Source organism: Tabrizicola aquatica (assembly GCF_002900975.1).
GTDB classification, from domain to species: domain Bacteria; phylum Pseudomonadota; class Alphaproteobacteria; order Rhodobacterales; family Rhodobacteraceae; genus Tabrizicola; species Tabrizicola aquatica.
Genome location: NZ_PJON01000004.1, coordinates 300076 through 320581, shown reverse-complemented (window position 1 = coordinate 320581; position 20506 = coordinate 300076). Strand labels below are relative to the sequence as shown.

General features: G+C 68.1%; 20 protein-coding genes and 1 riboswitch. Of the genes, 13 read left to right on the top strand and 7 right to left on the bottom strand.

Features of this window, described 5'->3' with window-relative positions:
• Window positions 1-77 precede the first annotated feature (77 nt).
• On the bottom strand, window positions 78-557 hold the full coding sequence (gene smpB / locus CXR42_RS16060) for an SsrA-binding protein SmpB (RefSeq protein WP_103258586.1): 480 nt from the start codon (window positions 555-557) through the stop codon (window positions 78-80).
• A 49-nt stretch (window positions 558-606) separates the two neighbouring features.
• Here smpB and CXR42_RS16055 point away from each other — a divergent pair, with 49 nt between their 5' ends.
• Both CXR42_RS16055 and CXR42_RS16050 read left to right on the top strand, forming a co-directional pair.
• Window positions 607-1050: a potassium channel family protein gene (locus CXR42_RS16055; RefSeq protein ID WP_103258585.1), complete on the top strand. Its 444-nt coding sequence runs from the start codon at window positions 607-609 to the stop codon at window positions 1048-1050.
• 262 nt (window positions 1051-1312) lie between these two features.
• Complete coding sequence (locus tag CXR42_RS16050) at window positions 1313-2410, top strand: serine/threonine-protein kinase (protein ID WP_180996089.1); 1098 nt, start codon at window positions 1313-1315, stop codon at window positions 2408-2410.
• A 1-nt stretch (window position 2411) separates the two neighbouring features.
• Here the strand turns inward: CXR42_RS16050 and CXR42_RS19925 are convergent, their stop codons facing one another.
• On the bottom strand, window positions 2412-4346 hold the full coding sequence (locus CXR42_RS19925) for a transglycosylase SLT domain-containing protein (RefSeq protein WP_103258583.1): 1935 nt from the start codon (window positions 4344-4346) through the stop codon (window positions 2412-2414).
• A 141-nt stretch (window positions 4347-4487) separates the two neighbouring features.
• Here CXR42_RS19925 and dapA point away from each other — a divergent pair, with 141 nt between their 5' ends.
• On the top strand, window positions 4488-5360 hold the full coding sequence (gene dapA, locus CXR42_RS16040) for a 4-hydroxy-tetrahydrodipicolinate synthase (RefSeq protein ID WP_103258582.1): 873 nt from the start codon (window positions 4488-4490) through the stop codon (window positions 5358-5360).
• A 265-nt stretch (window positions 5361-5625) separates the two neighbouring features.
• Window positions 5626-6471 (top strand): DMT family transporter, encoded by an 846-nt coding sequence (locus CXR42_RS16035; protein ID WP_281256769.1) that lies wholly within the window; start codon window positions 5626-5628, stop codon window positions 6469-6471.
• Window positions 6472-6510: 39 nt separating this feature from the next.
• On the opposite strand, the gene rlmH is transcribed toward CXR42_RS16035, so the two are convergent.
• The 3 genes from rlmH to CXR42_RS16020 all read right to left on the bottom strand — a co-directional run bounded on the left by rlmH (window position 6511) and on the right by CXR42_RS16020 (window position 8137).
• Window positions 6511-6981, bottom strand: coding sequence for a 23S rRNA (pseudouridine(1915)-N(3))-methyltransferase RlmH (rlmH, locus tag CXR42_RS16030; protein WP_103258581.1), 471 nt, complete (start codon window positions 6979-6981; stop codon window positions 6511-6513).
• 7 nt (window positions 6982-6988) lie between these two features.
• Window positions 6989-7417, bottom strand: a complete 429-nt coding sequence (rsfS, locus tag CXR42_RS16025) for a ribosome silencing factor (RefSeq protein WP_103258580.1) — start codon at window positions 7415-7417, stop codon at window positions 6989-6991.
• A gap of 141 nt (window positions 7418-7558) precedes the next feature.
• Window positions 7559-8137: an SOUL family heme-binding protein gene (locus tag CXR42_RS16020; RefSeq protein ID WP_245875466.1), complete on the bottom strand. Its 579-nt coding sequence runs from the start codon at window positions 8135-8137 to the stop codon at window positions 7559-7561.
• A 226-nt stretch (window positions 8138-8363) separates the two neighbouring features.
• Between CXR42_RS16020 and leuC the strand changes: the two genes are divergently transcribed.
• The 3 genes from leuC to leuD all read left to right on the top strand — a co-directional run bounded on the left by leuC (window position 8364) and on the right by leuD (window position 11538).
• Window positions 8364-9779 (top strand): 3-isopropylmalate dehydratase large subunit, encoded by a 1416-nt coding sequence (leuC, locus tag CXR42_RS16015; RefSeq protein WP_103258579.1) that lies wholly within the window; start codon window positions 8364-8366, stop codon window positions 9777-9779.
• Between the two features lie 177 nt (window positions 9780-9956).
• Window positions 9957-10940, top strand: coding sequence for a glycosyltransferase family 2 protein (locus tag CXR42_RS16010; protein ID WP_103258578.1), 984 nt, complete (start codon window positions 9957-9959; stop codon window positions 10938-10940).
• Complete coding sequence (gene leuD, locus CXR42_RS16005; protein ID WP_103258577.1) at window positions 10933-11538, top strand: 3-isopropylmalate dehydratase small subunit; 606 nt, start codon at window positions 10933-10935, stop codon at window positions 11536-11538. The genes CXR42_RS16010 and leuD overlap by 8 nt, the downstream gene beginning before the upstream one ends.
• Before the next feature lie 56 nt (window positions 11539-11594).
• On the opposite strand, the gene CXR42_RS16000 is transcribed toward leuD, so the two are convergent.
• Together CXR42_RS16000 and CXR42_RS15995 are read right to left on the bottom strand one after the other, a co-directional pair.
• A complete protein-coding gene (locus CXR42_RS16000; protein WP_103258576.1) occupies window positions 11595-12734 on the bottom strand; it encodes a rhamnan synthesis F family protein in 1140 nt (379 codons plus the stop codon).
• The gene (locus tag CXR42_RS15995) at window positions 12731-13804 is read right to left on the bottom strand and encodes a rhamnan synthesis F family protein (protein ID WP_180996088.1); all 1074 of its coding nucleotides are present in this window, start codon (window positions 13802-13804) and stop codon (window positions 12731-12733) included. The genes CXR42_RS16000 and CXR42_RS15995 overlap by 4 nt, the downstream gene beginning before the upstream one ends.
• Before the next feature lie 206 nt (window positions 13805-14010).
• Here CXR42_RS15995 and CXR42_RS15990 point away from each other — a divergent pair, with 206 nt between their 5' ends.
• The 6 genes from CXR42_RS15990 to CXR42_RS15965 all read left to right on the top strand — a co-directional run bounded on the left by CXR42_RS15990 (window position 14011) and on the right by CXR42_RS15965 (window position 20443).
• Entirely contained in the window at window positions 14011-14520 is a 510-nt protein-coding gene (locus CXR42_RS15990) for a gluconokinase (RefSeq protein ID WP_245875465.1), read from the top strand.
• A 63-nt stretch (window positions 14521-14583) separates the two neighbouring features.
• A riboswitch (cobalamin riboswitch) is annotated at window positions 14584-14811 on the top strand.
• Window positions 14812-14841: 30 nt separating this feature from the next.
• Entirely contained in the window at window positions 14842-15291 is a 450-nt protein-coding gene (locus CXR42_RS15985; protein ID WP_103258574.1) for a DUF1636 family protein, read from the top strand.
• 5 nt (window positions 15292-15296) lie between these two features.
• Entirely contained in the window at window positions 15297-16055 is a 759-nt protein-coding gene (locus tag CXR42_RS15980) for an ABC transporter ATP-binding protein (protein ID WP_103258647.1), read from the top strand.
• Window positions 16056-16985 (top strand): ABC transporter substrate-binding protein, encoded by a 930-nt coding sequence (locus CXR42_RS15975; RefSeq protein ID WP_103258573.1) that lies wholly within the window; start codon window positions 16056-16058, stop codon window positions 16983-16985.
• Between the two features lie 966 nt (window positions 16986-17951).
• Window positions 17952-19007: a FecCD family ABC transporter permease gene (locus CXR42_RS15970; RefSeq protein ID WP_103258572.1), complete on the top strand. Its 1056-nt coding sequence runs from the start codon at window positions 17952-17954 to the stop codon at window positions 19005-19007.
• Entirely contained in the window at window positions 19004-20443 is a 1440-nt protein-coding gene (locus CXR42_RS15965; RefSeq protein WP_180996087.1) for a cobyric acid synthase, read from the top strand. The genes CXR42_RS15970 and CXR42_RS15965 overlap by 4 nt, the downstream gene beginning before the upstream one ends.
• The last annotated feature ends 63 nt before the right edge of the window (window positions 20444-20506 follow it).

The following is a 20506-nucleotide window of genomic DNA, read 5'->3' as shown; positions in this document are numbered from 1 at the left end:
TTTTCCGCACCGGTCGACCCGGCTTATGCCGCCGCGCTGCGGTCGGGCAGGGGAAAATCCGTCAGATCGACGCAGGATCAGTCGCGGCTGTTCTGTTTCAGCAGCCGGGCCTTCTGTCGGTCCCAGTCGCGCTTGGCGCTGGTCTCGCGCTTGTCTGCCAGCTTCTTGCCCTTGGCGATGCCCAGCTTCAGCTTCACGATGCCGCGGTCGTTGAAGTACATCTTCATCGGCACGATGGTCATGCCCTCGCGACCCACGGCCGACCACAGGCGCGACAGTTCCTTCTTCGACACCAGCAACTTGCGCCGCCGCCGTTCGTCATGTCCGAAGGTCTTGGCCTGCAGGTAGGGCGCGATATAGCCGTTGATCAGCCACAGCTCGCCCCCTTCGACCGAGGCATAGCTTTCCGCGATGTTCGACCCGCCCTGGCGCAGGCTTTTCACCTCGGACCCAAGCAGCATGATGCCAGCCTCAAGATCGCTCTCGATGCTGTAATCGAAACGCGCCCGCCGGTTTTCGGCGATCAGCTTGGAGTTGGGATCGGATTTGGCAACCATGACCCAGTTCAGATAAGGTCTGGCAGGGGCATAGTCCAGAAGGGTTGCGATGCTGGTCCAGATTGCGCTTGGGGCGGGGCTGCTCTTGCTCAACATCCTGGTGATGGCGGTGGCCGCCCTGGCGCTGGAATCCGCCTTCCGCGCCGCCCATCCCTGGCTGGTCGCCCCGCCGCAGCGCCCGAAGCTTCTGCTCATGCTTGTGGGCGTCAGTTTCTGGGTGTTGGTCGTCCTGACGATCGGGGTCTGGACCTGGGCCCTGGCGCTGCACCAGGTCGGCGCCTTCTCCACGCTGGAGGAAGCTGTCTACTTCGCGCTTGTCGCCTTCTCGACCCTGGGCCTGGGCGATCTGATCCCGCTTCGCGACTGGCGCATCCTGGCCGCCATGGCTTCGGTCAACGGGTTTCTCAGCTTCGGGCTGCTCACCGCGCTTCTGGTCGAGGCCCTGCGCCAGGTCCGTCTGGCGCAGTTGGAACGTCGGCATTCGGACCGCTAAGCCTGCCCATATGGCTTGATATTTTTCGCCCTGCGAACGCGCAGCCGTCGCCACATCAGCCGGAAAATCTGCTAAATTCTCGCTAAGGTTGTAAGTTTTGCCGTCAACATATCCTGTGTGTCGGATCTTCACTAATAAGACAGAATCTTTCCTGCTTTAGTTCCAATTTCGCTGGACTTTTAACAAACCGCTTAGCTTTTGTGCCCTGTACCCGGTGCCCCCCTCAATCTTGCGCCGGCCGTGATTCGCAGGGATGAGTGACGTGAGTGACGATGGTGTCCACCTCGACCCCGAGGATTGGGGCGATGAGCTTAAACCTGGAACCGATCTGTTCCACGCGCAGTACAGTATCGACCGCCATCTGAAATCCGGCGGCTTCGGCATCACCTACCTCGCCCGCGACAGCCTGAACCGCCAGGTCGTCATCAAGGAATGTTTCCCCGAAGGCATGTGCGTCCGGCCCAACCGCGTGGTCCGGCCGCGGTCCCGCACCTATGGCGCCGGGGTGGCGACCCTGATCCAGAAATTCATCGGCGAGGCGCAAAGCCTGGCCCGGATCGACCATCCGAACGTCGTGCGCGTTCATCAGGTGTTCGAAGACAACGACACCGCCTACATGGTCCTCGATTTCATCGACGGCCGCGAACTTGGCGAAGAGATCGTCGAGAATCCGCTTTCCCCGGCCGAGGTGCGTTCGGCACTCTTGCAGCTTCTGGACGCCGTGGCGGTGATCCACGATGCGGGCCTTCTGCACCGCGACATCTCGCCCGACAACATCATGCTGGACGCCGACCGTCGCCCGGTGCTGATCGACTTTGGCGCCGCGCGTGACCAGGAGCGTCCCGCCAACCGCCCGGCCTCGACCGTGCATGTGGTGAAGGACGGATATTCGCCGCAGGAACTTTATCTCCAGGGCGGCGACCAGGGGCCGTGGAGCGACCTTTACGCCCTGGCCGCGACCTTCCACCACCTGATCACCGGCGAAGCCCCGCCGAACAGCCAGATGCGCCTGGCCGCGCTGGCCATGGGCTCGCCCGATCCCTACCTGCCGCTGGCGGGCCGGGTCGACGGATACGCGCCCGCGTTTCTGGCCGCCATCGACAAGGCCCTGTCGGTGATGGCCCATGCCCGCATCCAGACTGCCCGCGACTGGACTGCGATGATCACTGGCGTTCCGGCCCCGGCGCCCCGGCCGGTGTCCCAGCCCCTGTCTGAGCAACAGCCCCAACGCCAGCTTAGCCAGCCCATGCCGTCGGAAACTGCTCGGCCCAATTCGCCGCTCCAGCTGTCCCCAACCCGCGCCGCTGCCGCCGTGGCGACTGTCCTGGCGCTGGGCGCGGTCATCCTCGCCGGCGTCTAGGCTAGCCCTTCAGCTCGTCCGTGATCCGGACCGGCCCGACCGCGCCTTTCAACTTGGCGCGGTAGATCACCACGCCCTCGGCCACGCGCATCACATAGGTCCGCGTCTCGCCAAAGGGGATCGATTCGACCCAGTCGACCACGTCCACATCCGGCCGGCGCGGGTCGCCGAACTCGGTGATCCAACGCCGCGGACGCCCCGGCCCGGCATTGTAGCCCGAGGCGATCAGCGCGATCGACGGGCCGAACTCCTCGACCATCTCGGCCAGATAGGCGGCGCCCATCTTCACGTTATAAGCCGGGTCGCTGATCAGCTTGCCCACCTCATGCGGCACGCCCAGCTTGCCCGCCATCAGCTTGGCCGTCCCGGGCAGCACCTGCATCAACCCCCGCGCATCGGCACTGGACCGCGCGCCCGGGTCAAACTCGCTTTCCCGGCGCGAAATCGCCAGCGCCAGCGCGCGGCTGACGCTCAGCCCGTCCGGCACGAATTCCGGCACCGGGTAATAGGCCACGGGCAGGATCACCCCGCGCTCGGCCGCGGCCTTGCCGACCAGCACCGCCAGGTGCGGCTCGTCCCAGGCCACGACCATATCGGCCATCTGCGCCAGCCCGGTCGGGTCCTGGCTTTCGGCCAGATGCAAAAGGAACCGCTTGGACAGGTTCAGATCGCCCGCCCGCCGCAACAACTCGGCCGCCTCCATGACCGAGGATTGCCGGAATGCCGCGCCCTGCCAATCCGGCGCCGAAGAGCCCGCAAGCAACCCCGCGTCCAGCGTCATCCCCAGCCGTTCCGCCGCCAGAAGGCCGTAATAGGCCGTCTGATGCGCCGCCGCCGCCTGGAAACTTGCCGTGCCGTCCTGCCCCGCCGCGTCCTGCGCGCGGCCGATCCAGTAATGCGCCCGCGCCAGGCTGATCGGCGTTCTGACCCCGGCCAGCAGGTGCTGGAAATGCTTCAAGCCCGTCGCCGGATCGCCCTGCCGCCGCAGCGCGACAAAGCCCGCCAGGAACTCCAGATCCGCATAGGCCGAGGCGCCCGCCCCCTCGGGCAGCCAATGGCTGGAGGCGACGCGATAGGCTTCCGCCGGGCGGCCCTGTCGCATCAGCCAGCGCGTCAGGATCGCGCGCCGCTCTGCCCAGGCTTCCGGCCGACCCAGCCCGTCCGCGCTGGCCGAGCGTTCCAGGATCAGCGGCAAGGCCTCGTCATAAAGGTCGCGCTTCATCCGCCAGATGAACCGGTCAAACGCCAGCCCCGCATCGCCCGCCCGCGCCTTTGGCACCGCATCGATCAGGGCGGTCACACCCTTTTCCTCGTTCTGCAGGGCGATCCGCGCCCGGGCGACGGCACGCAGGTCCTCGGGCACCCTGGCCAGCATCCGGCTTGCCTCACCCGTCCGACCCGACCACAGCAGGTTGTCCAGCCGCAACTCATGCACAAAGCCCACCGCCTCGGGGGCCAGCGCGATCAGCGCCTCCTCCTCCTCGGGGCTGAAGGACAGTTCGGTCCAGGCCCGCATCGCCTCGGTCTCGGCCTCGGCGGCGCGGCCCGCGGCTTGCAGCGCGCGGACATAGGCCACCGCACCTTCGCCCGTCTCGGGCAGGCCGGCTGCGAACCAGGCGATCACCCGGGCCGGATCGTCCGACCGCGCCACCGCCTCTTCACCCTTTTCGCGCAAGAGGGGCAGGCCCGGCCAGTCGGGCCGGCGCTTCAGGAAATCCTCGTAATCTCCCAGCCGCCCCTCGCCCGCGCGCAGGCGTTGCCAGTCCACCAGGTCGCGCCCCACGCCCGCCGGCGCCACCGCCAGCGCGCCGTCCCAATCCTTGCCCGCCGCCAGCTCCAGCGCGGTGCGCATCGCCTGCACCGTGTCGGCCGCCACCGGGCCAGCCTGCAACGCGACCGCCAGAAGCGCCGCACGAATGTATCTCTTGCCTGTCATGCTGCGGAATCTGCCCGACCGACCGCACCGCCACAACCCACGACTGCGTTAGTGGGCAAAGACTTGGCTTTGCACCGCCCACCCGCTAAGAGAGGCGCGTTTTCCGGGCAAATCCGCCCCTGTACATAAAGGAGAAGCGTCATGATCAAAGGGTCCCTTCCTGCCCTGGTGACGCCGTTCAAGAACGGCGAGCTGGATCTGGTGACGCTGAAGAAACTTGTCGACTGGCACATCGCCGAAGGCAGCCACGGCATCGTTCCGGTCGGTACCACCGGCGAAAGCCCCACCCTCAGCCATGCCGAGCATCAGAAGGTGATCGAGGAAGTCGTCGCCATCGTCGCCGGCCGCGTTCCGGTGATCGCCGGCGCCGGGTCGAACAACACCGTCGAAGGCATCAGCCTGATGCGCCATGCCGAGAAGGTGGGCGCCACCGCCGCGCTGGTCGTGACACCCTACTACAACAAGCCCACCCAGGCGGGCCTGATCGCGCATTACACAGCGCTGCACGACTGCTGCCAGTTGCCAATCGTGATCTACAACATCCCCGGCCGCTCGGTCGTCGACATGTCGCCCGAAACCATGGGCACGCTGGCGAAACTCCCCCGGATCATCGGCGTCAAGGACGCCACCGGCAAGATCGAGCGGGTCAGCCAGCAACGCGCCTCTTGCGGGGCCGACTTCATCCAGCTTTCGGGCGAGGACGCGACCGCCCTTGGCTTCAACGCCCATGGCGGCGTCGGCTGCATCAGCGTGACCGCCAACGTCGCCCCCCGCCTCTGCGCCGAGTTCCAGGAGGCGACCCTGCGTGGCGACTACGCCAAGGCGCTGGAATATCAGGACAAGCTGATGCCGCTGCACGAGGCGATCTTCATCGAGCCTGGTCTTGTCGGCGCGAAATACGGTCTGTCGCTTCTTGGCCTGTGCAGCGAAGAGGTGCGCCTGCCGCTGGTCGGCCTGACCGATGGCACCAAGGCCAAGATCAAGGCCGCGATGCAGCACGCCGGGCTGATCTAGGCACCCAGATTCCTTCGAAGGAAACGGCGAATCTTTTCGAAAGGATTTGCGCCCCGCTCCCACCGGCGGGACGCTTGCCATTTCCGCCCCGCCCAAGCACCTTGCCCGCCAACCCGGAGGGCATCATGCGCAGGTCCAAACCCAGCACCATCCCGGCCCATGCCGACGGCGGTGAGGTCATCATCGGCCCCCCAGCCCCTTCGCCCGGCGCGCCCCGGTCCGCGACGCAGACAGCGGGCGACGACTCGTGCTTGCGGAGGTTCGCGTGACCGACAACCAGCGCGGCGCGCTTTACATGACCGCCTCCATGGCCGGCTTCGCGGTCGAGGATGTGTTCGTCAAGGCCGCCGCCCAGACCCTGCCGCTGGGGCAGGTCCTGCTGACCATTGGGCTGGCTGGCATGCTGATCTTCTCGGCCATGGCCGCCCGCCAGGGCGAGGCGCTGTTGCCTGCCGCCTTCTACTCGCGCCCCATGCTGATCCGCTGCGGGTTCGAGGTGACGGGCCGGCTGTTCTACGGCCTTGCGATCACCCTGACTGCGTTGTCCACCACATCGGCGATCCTGCAGGCGACGCCGCTGGTCGTCGTCGCCGGGGCCGCGCTGGTCTTTGGCGAACGGGTCAGCCCGCAGCGCTGGCTTGCGGTGCTGGTGGGCTTCGTGGGCGTGCTGGTGATCCTGCGGCCGGGCGACGACTTCTCGACCCTGTCGCTTCTGGCCGTGGTGGGGCTTCTGGGCTTTGCCGGCCGCGACCTTGCGACCCGCGCCGCGCCAAAGGGCCTGTCGAACCGCCAGCTTGGGGCGCTGGGCTTTGCCATGCTGGCCGTCGCCGGGGCGATCCTTCTCGCGGTCAATGGCGGCGCGATCCTGCCCACCGGCACTGGCCTGCTGCACCTGGCCGGCGGCACCCTGTTCGGGATGCTCGGCTATCACGCGCTGACCTATGCCATGCGCACCGGAGACGTGGGGGCCGTCACCCCATTCCGCTATACCCGTCTGGTGTTCGCCATGGCGCTGGCCATCGCGCTGTTCGGCGAACGTCCCGACCTTGCCACCTGGATCGGCGCTGGGCTGGTCGTGGCCTCGGGCATCGTCGCGCTGACCCGCAAATGACGCGCGGGGGTAGGGTGGGCGATATCGCCCACCTTACGCCTAGACCCGATGATAGGGCGACCCCGCAAGGATCGTCGCGGCGCGGTACAGCTGTTCGGCCAGCATGACCCGGACCAGCATATGCGGCCAGACCATCCGCCCAAAGCTGACCACCAGATCGGCCCGCCCGCGCAAGGCCGGGTCCACCCCGTCCGCCCCGCCGATCACAAAGGCTGCATCCTGCCGCCCGCCATCGCGCCAGCCCGCCAGGGCCTGGGCGAACTCGGGGCTCGACATCTGCTTGCCCCGTTCGTCCAGCACGCACAGCGCGGCCCCCTCGGGGACTGCCTTGGACAACAAGGCGCCCTCGGCCGCCATGCCACCGCCGCGCTTGTCCTCGACCTCATGCTCTGCCACCGGGCCCAGCCCCAAGGGCCGCCCGGTCCGCTCCAGCCGTTGCAGATAGTCGTCCACCAACTCACGCTCTGGCCCCGCCCGCAGGCGGCCCACGGCGCACAGGTGCAGCCGCATCGGCGCGTCAGACGGGGGCGCTGCGGGTCGATCCCGCCGGCAGCCACATCTTCTCAAGCTGGTAGAAGTCGCGCACTTCCGGGCGGAAGACGTGGACGATCACATCGGCCGCGTCGATCAGCACCCAGTCGCCCGTCTCCTTGCCTTCCATCCGGACCGAGATCCGCAGCTCCTGCTTCAGCCGGTCCGCCAGCTTTTCCGAGATCGACGCGACCTGGCGCGACGACCGGCCCGAGCAGATGACCATGTAGTCCGCCACATCCGACCGGCCGCGCAGGTCGATCTGGACGATGTCCTCGGCCTTGTCGTCGTCGACGGATTTCAGGACCAGCGCCAGCACGTCCTCCGAGCTGTAGCCGTCGGCGGCGGGGGTGGCGGGTTTGGGGCGCGGGCCGACCGGCAGGCCGGTGGCGGGATCGGAATGCGACAGGACCATGTCCTCCTGAAACGCGCGGACAGCGGCCCCCGCGCAGGGCCTTGGAACCAGACTAGCACCCGGGGGCGCCAATCTCAACCGAAGGCCGGGCGCCTACGCCTTATTCTGCGGCTTGGCAAGCAGGCACGGGCCGCCCGCCGCCTAGCGGATGGTGAAAGCCACCTCGTTGCGCCGTTTCCAGGGCAATGTCATCGGCGCGTCGTAGAAATAATAATGCGGCCCGGCCAGGATCACATGGCCCTCGGCCTCGGCCCAGGTCCGCAAGGCCTCGGCCCGCTCGGCCAGCCCCGCCGTTCCCGGCAGGCCGGAAAACCGCTCCACCAGCTGGCGCGAGGGGTCGGCCTTCACAAACCGGATCGCCGCGTTGCGCGGGGCCGGCAGGGTCTCGGTCGCGTATCGCGCCGGCATCATGAAACTGACCACCCAGCTTTCCCCCGCCGAAGTCTGCGCCACCGGCACCGTCATCGCGATCTTCTCGCCCGTGGCATTGCCGCCGAAGATGTATCCCGCCAGCATCCCGAACCCGGTCTGGATCGCCCCCTGCCGGCTACCGGCCACCCGGACCTCGGCCAGCAGATGCGGGCCATAGCTGCGAATCTCCCGCGTACCCTCGGCCCATTCCACCTTGTGCGGCGGCATCTCATAGCCTTTGTGGGTGCCCTCGGCCCCCGCGCCCGTCGCCATCGCCACCCCCAGTGCCAGAACCAGTGCCATCCGCATCGCCAAACCCCCGACTTCCCAAGGGAGCTAGCTTGCCTGACAGGCTTTTCGAGCGTATATCGCCCCCATGTCCGGGTTCATCTACTTCAACATCACCGATCACGCGCGGCTTCCCGCCCGCTTCTTCGGCATGACCCGCAATATCCTCGCCCGCGCCTGACGCCGTGCCGTCCCGCGCGCCCGCGCCGTTTGCCTATCCCAGCCATCCCAAGAACAGGTGAGAGCCATGGCTCCTCGTACGCTTTATGACAAGATCTGGGACGACCACGTCGTCCACCAGGCCGAGGACGGCACCTGCCTCCTCTACATCGACCGCCACCTGGTCCACGAAGTGACCAGCCCCCAGGCGTTCGAGGGCCTGCGCATGACCGGCCGCAAGGTGCGTGCGCCGGAAAAGACCATCGCCGTGCCGGACCACAACGTGCCCACGACGCTGGACCGCGCCAATGCCGCGACGATGACCGAGGACAGCCGCATCCAGGTCGCCGCGCTGGACAAGAACGCCAAGGACTTCGGGATCAATTACTACCCGGTGACCGATGTCCGCCAGGGCATCGTCCACATCGTCGGGCCGGAACAGGGCTGGACCCTGCCGGGCATGACCGTGGTCTGTGGTGACAGCCACACCGCCACCCACGGCGCCTTCGGCAGCCTCGCGCACGGGATCGGCACCTCCGAGGTCGAGCATGTGCTGGCCACCCAGACGCTGATCCAGCGCAAGGGCAAGAACATGAAGGTCGAGATCACCGGGTCGCTTCGCCCCGGTGTCACGGCCAAGGACATCACCCTTTCGGTGATCGGCGCGACCGGCACCGCTGGCGGCACCGGCTATGTCATCGAATATTGCGGCCAGGCGATCCGCGAACTGTCGATGGAAGGCCGGATGACCGTCTGCAACATGGCGATCGAAGGCGGTGCCCGCGCCGGTCTGATCGCGCCGGATGAAAAGACCTTCGAGTATGTGAAGGGCCGCCCCCACGCCCCGAAAGGCGCGAAGTGGGAAGCGGCACTTGCCTACTGGAAGACCCTCTATACCGACGAAGGCGCGCATTTCGACAAGGTCGTCACCATCCGCGGCGAGGATATCGCCCCGGTCGTGACCTGGGGCACCTCGCCCGAGGACGTGCTTCCGATCACCGGCGTGGTCCCCGCACCCGAAAGCTTCACCGGCGGCAAGGTCGAGGCCGCGAAGCGGTCGCTTGACTACATGGGCCTGACCCCCGGCCAGAAGCTGACCGACATCGCCATCGACACCGTGTTCATCGGCTCTTGCACCAATGGCCGGATCGAGGATCTGCGCGCCGCCGCCGCGATCCTGAAGGGCAAGAAGATCGCCGTGAAGCGCGCGATGGTCGTGCCCGGCTCGGGCCTCGTCCGCGCCCAGGCGGAAGAAGAGGGCCTGGCCCAGATCTTCATCGACGCGGGTTTCGAATGGCGGCTTGCCGGCTGCTCCATGTGCCTGGCGATGAACCCCGACCAGCTGCAACCCGGTGAGCGCTGCGCCGCGACCTCGAACCGCAACTTCGAGGGGCGTCAGGGCCGCGGCGGTCGCACGCACCTGATGTCGCCCGCGATGGCGGCGGCGGCAGCGATCACCGGCCACCTGACCGACGTGCGCGAACTGATGGGCGAGACGGTATAGGCGGCGCGCCAGCATGGCCCGGTCAGACAGACGCCGTGACCCGATGACCCGCACCAGACAGGCATCCCGCCTGTCTGGGCGGGGCGTCCCGCACTGCCCCGGCGGCAGCGCGGGCGGGCTTGCGTGTGGCGACCACGGCCTTGCCGGGCGGCTGTCTGCTTGGTCCGGCGCCAGACCATGACCGCGTCGCCCGCCTCGGTGCTGATCTCGGCCCAAAAGGACGAGGGGCCGTTCCTCCTGGAATGGCTGGCCTATCACCGGGTCATCGGCTTCGAGCGGATCATCGTGGCCTCGAACGATTGCACCGATGGTTCGGATGCCCTGCTCGACGCGCTGCACGCGGCGGGCGAGGTGGTTCACCTGACGAACCGGGTCGGCCCGGACGAGATCCCGCAGAAGAAGGCGGCGGCGACGATCCTGGCCTCGGGGGCGGTGCCGCCGGGGGCCTGGACCATGTGGCTGGACCTGGACGAATACCTGCTGCCGCCCGACACGACCGGGCGGCTGCCGGCCCTTCTGGCCGAACTTGGCGACCAGGAGGCCTTGTCGATCGCCTGGCGCTTCTGCGGGGACAGCGGCAATGCGACTTGGCCGGGCCGGCAGATCTGGCCCAGCTTCCCGCGTGCCGCCCGCCGCTGGCGCCGCAAGCCGCCGCAGGTCAAGACGCTGTTCCGCTTCGGCGACTGGATCGAGGCGTTCGACATCCACCGCCCGATCCTGCGCGCCGGGGTCGGCCCGGACGATTTCCGCTGGATCGGCAGCGACCGCCAGCCCGTCCCGGCCGAATTCTACCACCGCGACCGGCGCAACCCCTATAACCGCCTGGCCTCGGTGCAGAACCTCTACCGCCTCGGGCAGGTGCTGCACTTCTCGATCCGCACGCCGGACATGTTCCAGCGCAAGCGGGCGCGCGGCGACGGCTATTTCGACGCGGCGAACCAGCATGCGGTCGTCCGCGACGCGCAGTTCTACGCCAAGAAGAACCAGAACCAGGCGGAAGAGCGCAGCGCCTTCCCCCTCATCCCCGACATCACCGCCGAGATGCGGCGACTGGCGGCTCTGCCCGGTGTGGCCGACTGTCTTTCCCGGATCGATGGCTTTCGCTGGCCCGATGCGCCCGCGACCACCCCCCTTTCAACGACGGAGCCCTCTCATGGATAAGTTCACCACCCTGACCGGCATTGCCGCGCCCATGCCGCTGGTCAACATCGACACCGACATGATCATCCCCAAGCAGTTCCTCAAGACGATCCAGCGGTCGGGCCTGGGCAAGAACCTGTTCGACGAGATGCGCTATACCCAAGACGGGGCCGAGATCGCGGACTTCATCCTGAACCAGCCCGCCTATCGCAAGTCGCAGATCCTGGTCGCTGGTGACAACTTCGGCTGCGGCTCCAGCCGCGAACACGCGCCCTGGGCGCTTTTGGATTTCGGCATCCGCTGCGTGATCTCGACCAGCTTTGCCGACATCTTCTACAACAACTGCTTCAAGAACGGCATCCTGCCGGTCGTCCTGCCGCAGGACGCGGTGGATCACCTGATGGACGACGCCCGCAAGGGCGAGAACGCCCGTATCACCGTGGACCTGGAGGCGCAGACCGTCACCGCCTCGGACGGCAAGACCTTCGCCTTCGAGGTCGACGCCTTCAAGAAGCACTGCCTGATGAACGGCCTCGACGACATCGGCCTGACGCTGGAAAAAGCCAGCGCCATCGATTCGTACGAGGCGCGCAACGCCACCCTGCGTCCCTGGGCCTGACCTCTTGACACAAGCTGCCCCGCCGCGCCTTGCGTGGCGGGGTGCAGCCGCCTTGCTCAGGCCGCCGCCATCCGCGCCTCTGCGGCAGACGGTTTCCAGCCCGCCACGCTGGCCGTGATCTCGGCGCGGACGGCGGGATGCAGCGGCGCGATGCGTCCCGCTGCGTCAAGTTCCAGCACCTTTTGCCGGGCCAGATGGAATCGGCGGTCACTGGTCTTTTTCACGAAGCCCATCCCGCAGACCTGCATCGCCGGCGCGATGAACGTGGTCGAGACCATGTGCTGCAACGAATTCGCCAGCGCCCTGTCCACCCAGGCCAGGAAATCCTCGCGCCAGTCCAGCCCCGCTGCGGCGGCGGCGGCAATTCCCTCGCACAAGGTTTTGGCATCCGCGCGGTGATGCACCACCTCGCGCAGGACAGCCAGCAATTCGGCATCGTCCAACACTCGCAGGTGGGTGATAAGACTGTCCCGACCGATCAGGCCACGAACCTCAAGCCCCGCCGCACGGACGGCGCGGGTCAGCCCCTTCTCGCCGTGCCGGATCGTCAGCACCCGGTCGTCCGACATCAGATAGTCCCGCCAGAACCCGGTCAGCGCCGGATGCGCCAGCGCCTTGGCGTCGAACATCAGCAGGTGCGATTCGACATGGTCCCTGTCTGCGGTGCCCTCGGTCTTGAAGATATGCCCGACCATGCCAACACCCATCGCCTCCATCCGGCGCAGGGTGTCGTCACCTTCGCGCAAGGGAAACCAGGTGCTGTCGTTCATCAGGATCAGTCGCTCGGGCCGGTGGCCCAGCCGGTCCAGCCGCCGCACGCCCGCGCGATAGGCGCCAAAGTCATAGCCGACATTGGGCCGTTCCAGCACCAGCGCGGCTTTCTCCTGCACCAGTGCCCGGTCGGCGTCGGACAGGGGCGCATTGGACACCGCCAGCACCGACCAGCCCTCGGCAGCCAGATGGTCCAGCGTCAGTTGCACGGATGCAGCAATCCCACGCGGCTGGAACAGCACCAGCACCGCAACCCGCCCGGTCAGGGGCAGGCGGCCCGGCGTCACCCGCTCGTTGCGGTCGGTCGCCCGGTCGTACAGCCACTGGCGCGGCGGCTCGACCAGCGCGCGACCCAGGGCGCGCGTGGCCGCGTCCCGCACCCGCGCCAACTCGCGCTTGATCTTCCACCAGGGCGGCAGGCTCACCCTGCGGCGTCCCGTGCCTGGACTTCGGACAGGATCGGCGGCGGCGGCGCGTGCAGCCGCCCGGCCTCGATCGCGCGCAGATGCGCCTGCCGCCAGGCGCGGCTGATCGGCTCGGCGGATTTCTTCAGCACCGGATATCCCATCAGCTGGACCGACGCATAGGGGAAGCTGGAATAAAGCTGCCGCTTCTCCAGCACCTTGCCGACATGCGCCACCGTGGCCGACCGGAAACTGCGCCCGCGCGACGCCAGCAGGTGATCGCGTTCGGCCTGCAGGTGGGGGTCGATATAGGCCGCATGTTCCAGTGTCCGGTGCAGAAAATCGTCGTCCTGCTCGGCCAGGTGCAGCGCGGCGGTTTCGGTGTCATAGACCCCAGCCACCCGCAGCCCCGCCGCCCGCATCGCCGCGCTGAATCCGCGTTCGCCCCGGCGGATGACGTAGTACTTGTTCGATGTCAGCCGCAGCCGGGACCAATAATCGCGAAAGGCCGGATGCTCCAGCGCCGGGCGGCGCAGCCGGTACAGATAGCTTTCCAGAAACCGCTCCTCCCCGCGCTTGCGCAGGATCGTCCCGGCCACTTCGGCCGGCTCGGCCGCAAGGCGCGCGGCAAGGTCGCTTTCCGGCAGGACCGGCAGCCAGATGCTGTCGTTCAGGATCAACAGCTCTTCCGGCCGCACGGACCATTGCTCCAGCAAGGTCAGCCCGTCACGGTAGCCGCCGAAGTCATAGCCGAAATTCGGCCGCTCGACCGCGCGCCAGACCAGCGATTGCAACGCCTCGCGGTCGGCCGGCAAAAGCGGCGCGTTCGAGACCAGAAGTGGCGCATAGCCCAGCCCGGCCAGCCAGCGCAGCGTGCCAAAGGTCGAGGCACTAAGACCCCCCGGCTGATAGACCAGGAACAGCGCGACCCGGTCCGTCAGCGGCACCTGGCCCTGCAGGCAGGGCAACCCATTCGCCACCAGCTTGTCCAGGCGCTTTTGCTGCAAGGGATCGGTGAACCTCTCGGTGACGCCGCGCAGTTGCTGCCCCAGACGGTCCAGTTCCCGCCACAGCTTCCAGGGTGTCTGCATACTCGTACCTCTCCCAGCAACGGGGAAACAGACAACCATAGGGCGATCTGCGCACCACTCACACGCACTCTTAAGAAACAACCTGGGCGCAAGGCAAGCGCCTCCGCACAAAGGTGGCGCCCGGTCGCCGATCCGCGTGGCACTTTCGCCCTTTTCCCCGCCACATCCTCTGCCATTCTGGCCCCCCGCCCGGACTGGAGCCCGCCATGACCACGACCCACCCCCCGCAAGACGCCCTGAGGCTGGTGATCATGGGCGTCGCCGGCTGCGGCAAATCCTCGGTCGGCGAGGCGCTGGCGACCCGCCTGGCGATTCGCTACCGCGATGGCGACGACCTGCACCCGCCCGAGAACGTCGCCAGGATGCGCGCCGGGGTGCCTCTGACCGACGCCGACCGCTGGCCCTGGCTGGACCAGGTGGCCGCCACCCTGCGGGCCGAGGCGCCGGTGATCCTTGGCTGCTCGGCCCTGAAACGCGCCTATCGCGACCGCATCCGGGCCGGGGCAGGGGGGCCGGTCACCTTTGTCCACCTTGCGGGCAGTCGCGACCTGATCGCCGCCCGCATGGCGCAGCGTACCGGCCATTACATGCCGCTCTCGCTGCTGGACAGCCAGTTCGCCGCGCTGGAGCCTCCGGGCCCGGACGAAGCGATTACCGTTGACATCGCCCAGCCGCTTCCGGAGCTGGTCGATGCCATCCTGGCCCGGCTTCCCTGACCGCGCCTGCCGCCTCTGGTCCCGGGGGCGTCGTTTTCCGTCTTGCCCCGCCCCGCATTCCGGCGCACACAGATTGGTGATGGTTCCCGGCCAAGCCAAGCGCGGCCGGGTGAAAAGGGAACGGGGTGAGGTGTAGGCATCAGCCGCCAAATCCCCGACTGCCCCCGCAACTGTAAGCGGCGAGCGACCCCTCTCACGCCACTGGCCCCGCCGTCTGAACGGCAGGCCGGGAAGGCAGGGGGAAGCGGCGACCCGCGAAGTCAGGAGACCTGCCATCGAAGACGTGACCCACCGGGCGGGGTGCCCCGGAAGGAGTGTTCGATGGACGATCTTCCCCAGGGCCGCCGCGCCCGACCTTATGCCGTGCCGCAATCCGCGCCGCACCAGATCCTTGTCTGCAAGGCCTGCAAGCATACCGGCCAGGCCTGCACGCAAGGGTTCCAGCTGCTGAAGAACCTGCGCGCCGCGATCTCGGCCGCGGGCCTTGGCGACCAGTTCGAGGTTTCGGGCACCGCCTGCCTTGCCGGGTGCGTGCCCGACCATGGCAAGCCCTGCATCGTCGGCTGGCGGGCCACCGAAAAGGCGACCTGGCTTTTCGGCGACATCGACCCCGACCAGCCCCTGGACGAACTGGTCGAGTTTGCCCGCGCCTATGCCGCCCTGGACGACGGCTGGATGACCGGCCGCGACCTGCCGCCGGGCCTGATCGACACCACGCTCGCCCGCATCCCCGCCGCGATGATCGTCACGCGGGAAGGGGCGATCCAGTGACCGTGATGCAGGTCAAGGGCGTGACGTGGGGCCCGAAACGCGCCCCGGCGATCCTGCACGACATCTCGTTCACCCTGGCCGAGGGCGAGGTTCTGGCGATCTGCGGCGCGAACGGGGCCGGCAAATCCTCGCTCCTGCGCCTCCTTTACCGCCACCAGGCCCCGCTCTCGGGCACCGTCCTCGTCCAGGGCCGCGACCTCTGGCAGCACTCCGCGCGCGAGGCCGCCCGCATCGTCGCCGCTGTCCTGCAGGAACAACCCACCGACTTTGCCCTGACCTGCCGCGAGATCGTGTCTCTTGGCCGCCTGCCGCACCGGCAGGGCATGGGGCCGGGCGCGCGCGACAAGGCGATCACCGACGCGGCCCTTTTGCGGATGGACCTTGCCCAGCTTGCCGACCGCCGCTTCGGCACCCTGTCGGGGGGTGAGCGTCAGCGTGTCATGGTTGCCCGCGCCCTGGCGCAGGAACCGCGCATCCTGGTGCTGGACGAACCCACCAACCACCTCGACATCCGGCACCAGCTGGAACTGCTGCGGCTGCTGCGCGGCCTTGGCCTGGCCGTCGTCTGCACCCTGCACGACCTGACCCTGGCCGCCGAATTCGCCGACCGTGTCCTGATCCTGGACCAGGGCCGCGTCATCGCCGACGCCCCCCCCGACCAGGCCCTGACCGAGGCCACCATCTCCCGCGCCTTCCGTGTCGCCACGCGCATCGACCGCACCGGCACGGCCCCCCGCTTTTCCTTCCACCTGACGGACCATTAGATGAAAACCGCCCTCCTTGCCCTTCTCCTCACCGCCACCCCCGCGCTGGCTTTCCCCGTCACCGTGCCAAGCTGCAACCGGACCGTCACCTTCGACGCCCCCCCCGCCCGCGCCATCGCCAATGACGTGAACCTGATCGAGATGATGCTGGCCCTTGGCCTGCGCGACCACATGGTCGGCTACACCGGCGTCTCCGGCTGGAAGACCCTGGACGAAGAACTCCGCGCCGGGATCGCCGAACTGCCGGAACTGTCCGCCCAATACCCCACGCGTGAGGTCCTCGTCGGTGCCGAACCCGACTTCTTCTTCGCCGGCTGGAACTACGGCATGAAGGTCGGCGGCGAGGTCACGCCCGAGACGCTGGAACCCCTGGGCATCAAGACCTACGAGCTGACCGAAAGCTGCATCTTCGTCGGTCCCAAGGCCAAATCCTCGATGCAGGACATGTACGCCGACCTCTTAAACCTCGGGATCATCTTCGGGATCGAGGACCGCGCGAAAGAGCTGGTCGCCGGCTATGAGGCCCGGCTGGCCGAGATCACCGCCGCCGTCGACCGCACCACGCCGCTGCGCGTTTTCGTCTACGACTCGGGCGAAGAGACCCCGTTCACCGCCGGCGCCTATGCCATGCCCACCGCCCTGATCGAGGCAGCAGGCGGCCGCAACATCATGGACGACCTGGACAAAAGCTGGGCCACCGTCGCCTGGGAGCCAGTGGTCGAGCGGAACCCCGAAGTGATCGTGATCGTCAACTACGGCGACGTGACGGCGGACCAGAAGATCGCCTTCCTGGAAGCCAACCCCGCCTTCGCCAATGTCGACGCGGTGAAGAATGATCGGTATGTCGTCCTTGAGTATGTCGAGGCCACGCCCGGCCCCCGCAACATCCGCGCGGTGGAAAAGCTGGTCGCGGGCTTCTGGGACAAGTGATGCACCGCCGCGCCGCCATGACCCTGCTGCCCGCCGCGCTTCTCGCGCAGCGGGTCCGCGCGCACGCCGCGCCGGGTTGTGGTCACGGGCGCGGGGCGTGGGGGACGTTCTGCCGCACAGCCGACCGTGGAATGCGCGGGATGAGTGCGACAATGTCAGACTGCACTCCTGCGCCGGTGCGCCCCACAAGCCGCTCATCGCACGGCTTCGCCGCTCTTCGCTGCGGCCTTTGCACAGTCACGACCGCGACGCTGCTTGCCACCCCGGTCAACCCCACCCAGCGCCGGATGCGCGAACCGCAGGCCCCCGGCACGGCGCATGACGCTTTCCTCGCAGGTCTGGCCGCCCAGACGATAGCCGGGCGGCACAGGGCCGAAACCTTGGCAGAGGGAACGCCCGCGCCCGCGGTTCCCCCGAGACGCCCATCGAGTGGCTTCGCCAGCGCGGCAAGTCGGTCACAACCTTCATCGTTCCCAAGGGGCCAAGCATGACCGCGACATTGCTTGTCACCCCGGTCAACTTGACCCAGCCCCGGATGCACGAACCGCAGGCCCCCGCCACGGACCACGGCACTTTCCTTGCAGGCCGGACCGCCCAGACGATGTCATCTTGGCGCAGGGCCGAAACCGTGGCGACAGGCACCTCGGCGTCCGCAATCCCCCGAACCGCTCATCGCATGGCTTCGCCGCTCTTCGCTTGCACGCCTTGCTGTGCCGGGGCCGGATCGACAAGCCGTCCCGGGACGCCAGGCCAGCTTCCGCCGGCCGATCTGCCCCGGCACAGCCAGAGGCACCCCCGCTTCCGGCCGCATGGTGATGGAGCGCCACGGACCGCGCCCCGCCCGACCAGCGAGGAGTGCACGAAGTGCATCGACGAGCGCACCCTGGCCAATCCGCCACTGCCGCGCCTCTCGACTTGCGCCAAGGGCCGGAAAGAGCGCCGAGAAGCAGCCCCGGTGGGACGCACATGACCGAAACCCCGCTTTCCACCCCGGCTTCCGCCACCCTCCGCCTGACCCGCCGGGCCGCCCTTGCCCTTGGCGGCGGCGGGGTACTCCTCCTTGCCATCCTCACCGCCGTCTCGGTCGGCGCGGTCGCCGTCCCGCTGGCCACCGTCTGGGGCGTGCTGGCAAACCATGTCGTCCCCGGCCTTGTCACCCCCGACTGGACCCCCGGCCGCGAGGCCATCGTCTGGGACATCCGCTTCCCCCGCGCGCTGCTCGCGGCCCTTGTCGGTGCCGGCCTCGGGATCGTGGGCGCGGCCCTGCAGTCGGTCACGCGGAACCCGCTTGCCGACCCCCACCTCCTGGGCATCTCCTCGGGCGGGGCGTTCGGGGCCATCGCGGCGCTTCTGCACACCGGGCTTTTCCTCGGCCTCCTCACCGTGCCGCTTTTGGCATTCGGCGGGGCGCTTGCCGCGACCCTCCTTGTCCTCGCCGTCGCGCGCGTGACCGGGGCCACCAGCGCCGACCGCCTGGTCCTGGCCGGCGTCGCCGTCAGCTTCATCATCATGGCGGGCGCCAATATCCTGATCTTCCTCGGCGATCCCAAGGCCACCCATACCGTCGTGTTCTGGATGCTCGGCGGCCTGGGCCTTGCCCAGTGGGGCCACCTGATCTACCCGCTTGCCGTCCTGCTGCCCGCCGGCCTCTGGCTCTGGTCCCAGGCCCCGGCCCTCAACGCCATGTCCCTCGGGGATGAAACCGCCGCCTCCCTCGGCATCCCCGTCGCGCGGTTCCGCCTGACCGTCTTTGTCGCGGGCGCCCTGATCACCGGAGTCATGGTTGCCTTCTCGGGCCTCATCGGCTTTGTCGGGCTGATGATGCCCCACCTCGTCCGTCTCGCCGTCGGCGGGGACAACACCCGTGTCCTGCCGCTCTCCGCCCTCCTTGGCGCGATCTTCCTGGTTGCCGCCGACACCGTCGCCCGCATCGTCATGGCGCCCGAGGATATGCCGATCGGCGTGGTCACCGGCCTTGTCGGGGGCGTGTTCTTCCTCTGGCTCATGGCCCGCAAGGCATGAAACGCGTGATGATCCAGGGTGCCGGCTCGAACGTCGGCAAGTCGATGCTGGTCGCCGGCCTTTGCCGGCTTTACACCCGCCAGGGCCTGACCGTCCGCCCGTTCAAGCCGCAGAACATGTCGAACAACGCCGCCGTCGCCGAAGGTGGAGAAATCGGCCGCGCCCAGGCCCTGCAGGCCCGCGCCTGCGGGGTGCAGCCGCATGTCGACATGAACCCCGTCCTCCTGAAACCGGAATCCGAGACGGGCGCGCAGGTCATTGTGCAAGGCCAGCGCCTGACCACCGTCCGCGCAAGGGACTATGCCGCGCTGAAGCCGCAACTGATGGCCCCGGTCCTGGACAGCTTCCACCGCCTGCAGGCCAAGGCCGACCTTGTGATCGTCGAAGGCGCGGGCAGCCCGGCCGAGGTGAACCTCCGCGCGAACGACATCGCCAACATGGGCTTCGCTCGCGCCGCCGATGTGCCGGTGATCCTGACCGGCGACATCGACCGCGGCGGCGTCATCGCGCAACTGGTCGGCACCCAGGCCGTGTTGGACCCAGACGACTCCGCGATGATCAGGGGCTTCCTGATCAACAAGTTCCGCGGCGATACGCGCCTCTTCGACGACGGCTACCGCCTGATCGAGCAGCGCACCGGCTGGCCCGGCCTTGGCGTCGTGCCGTGGTTCCCGCATGCCCACAAACTGCCCGCCGAGGATGCCGCCGACCTCGGCGGCACGCGGGGCAGCGGCAGCTTCCTGATCGCCGTCCCGCACCTGAACCGCATCGCCAATTTCGACGACCTCGACCCCCTGGCGCAGGAGCCCGGCGTCACGCTGCGGATCGTCAAACCCGGCCAGCCGCTGCCGGTCGAGGCTGACCTGATCATCCTCCCCGGCTCCAAGGCCACCATCGCCGACCTGGCGCATTTCCGGGCCCAAGGCTGGGACATCGACCTTCAGGCCGCCCTCAGGCGCGGCGCAAAGGTCCTCGGCCTCTGCGGCGGCTACCAGATGCTTGGCCGCGACATCGCCGACCCCGACGGGATCGAGGGCAAGCCGGGCAGCGTGCCCGGCCTCGGCCTCCTCGACCTCACCACCACCATGACCCCCGACAAGCGCGTCACCGAAACCACGGCCCTGCATCCCGCCTCTGGCACGCAGGTGAAAGGCTACGAAATCCACCTTGGCCGCACGACCGGCCCCGACCGTGACCGCCCGATGTTCACCGTGGACGGCCAGCCCGAAGGGGCAATGCGCGAGGATGGCCGCGTGATGGGCAGCTATCTGCACGGCATGTTCACCGAAGACGCCTTCCGCCGCGCCTTCCTGGCCAGCCTTGGGGTGACGCCGGGCAATACGAGCTATGACCGCACGGTCGAAGAGACACTCGACGCCCTCGCCGATCATCTGGCCACCCACATCGCAACCGATCGGCTTCTGGAACTGGCGTAGGTCGGGCTTCAGCCCGACTTGCCAAAAAAGGTGGCAGCAATGCCACGCCGCCCCCGCCAATTG

Coding starts and splice junctions, on each gene's coding strand:
- rlmH (WP_103258581.1), bottom strand. CDS start 6,981: ATGCGGCTGCACCTGTGCGCCGTGGGCCGCCTGCGGGCGGGGCCAGAG.
- leuC (WP_103258579.1), top strand. CDS start 8,364: ATGGCTCCTCGTACGCTTTATGACAAGATCTGGGACGACCACGTCGTC.
- rsfS (WP_103258580.1), bottom strand. CDS start 7,417: ATGGTCCTGTCGCATTCCGATCCCGCCACCGGCCTGCCGGTCGGCCCG.
- CXR42_RS15965 (WP_180996087.1), top strand. CDS start 19,004: ATGAAACGCGTGATGATCCAGGGTGCCGGCTCGAACGTCGGCAAGTCG.
- CXR42_RS15995 (WP_180996088.1), bottom strand. CDS start 13,804: ATGCAGACACCCTGGAAGCTGTGGCGGGAACTGGACCGTCTGGGGCAG.
- CXR42_RS15990 (WP_245875465.1), top strand. CDS start 14,011: ATGACCACGACCCACCCCCCGCAAGACGCCCTGAGGCTGGTGATCATG.
- CXR42_RS15985 (WP_103258574.1), top strand. CDS start 14,842: ATGGACGATCTTCCCCAGGGCCGCCGCGCCCGACCTTATGCCGTGCCG.
- CXR42_RS15975 (WP_103258573.1), top strand. CDS start 16,056: ATGAAAACCGCCCTCCTTGCCCTTCTCCTCACCGCCACCCCCGCGCTG.
- leuD (WP_103258577.1), top strand. CDS start 10,933: ATGGATAAGTTCACCACCCTGACCGGCATTGCCGCGCCCATGCCGCTG.
- CXR42_RS16020 (WP_245875466.1), bottom strand. CDS start 8,137: ATGCGGATGGCACTGGTTCTGGCACTGGGGGTGGCGATGGCGACGGGC.
- CXR42_RS15970 (WP_103258572.1), top strand. CDS start 17,952: ATGACCGAAACCCCGCTTTCCACCCCGGCTTCCGCCACCCTCCGCCTG.
- CXR42_RS15980 (WP_103258647.1), top strand. CDS start 15,297: ATGCAGGTCAAGGGCGTGACGTGGGGCCCGAAACGCGCCCCGGCGATC.
- CXR42_RS16055 (WP_103258585.1), top strand. CDS start 607: ATGCTGGTCCAGATTGCGCTTGGGGCGGGGCTGCTCTTGCTCAACATC.
- smpB (WP_103258586.1), bottom strand. CDS start 557: ATGGTTGCCAAATCCGATCCCAACTCCAAGCTGATCGCCGAAAACCGG.
- CXR42_RS16010 (WP_103258578.1), top strand. CDS start 9,957: ATGACCGCGTCGCCCGCCTCGGTGCTGATCTCGGCCCAAAAGGACGAG.
- CXR42_RS19925 (WP_103258583.1), bottom strand. CDS start 4,346: ATGACAGGCAAGAGATACATTCGTGCGGCGCTTCTGGCGGTCGCGTTG.
- dapA (WP_103258582.1), top strand. CDS start 4,488: ATGATCAAAGGGTCCCTTCCTGCCCTGGTGACGCCGTTCAAGAACGGC.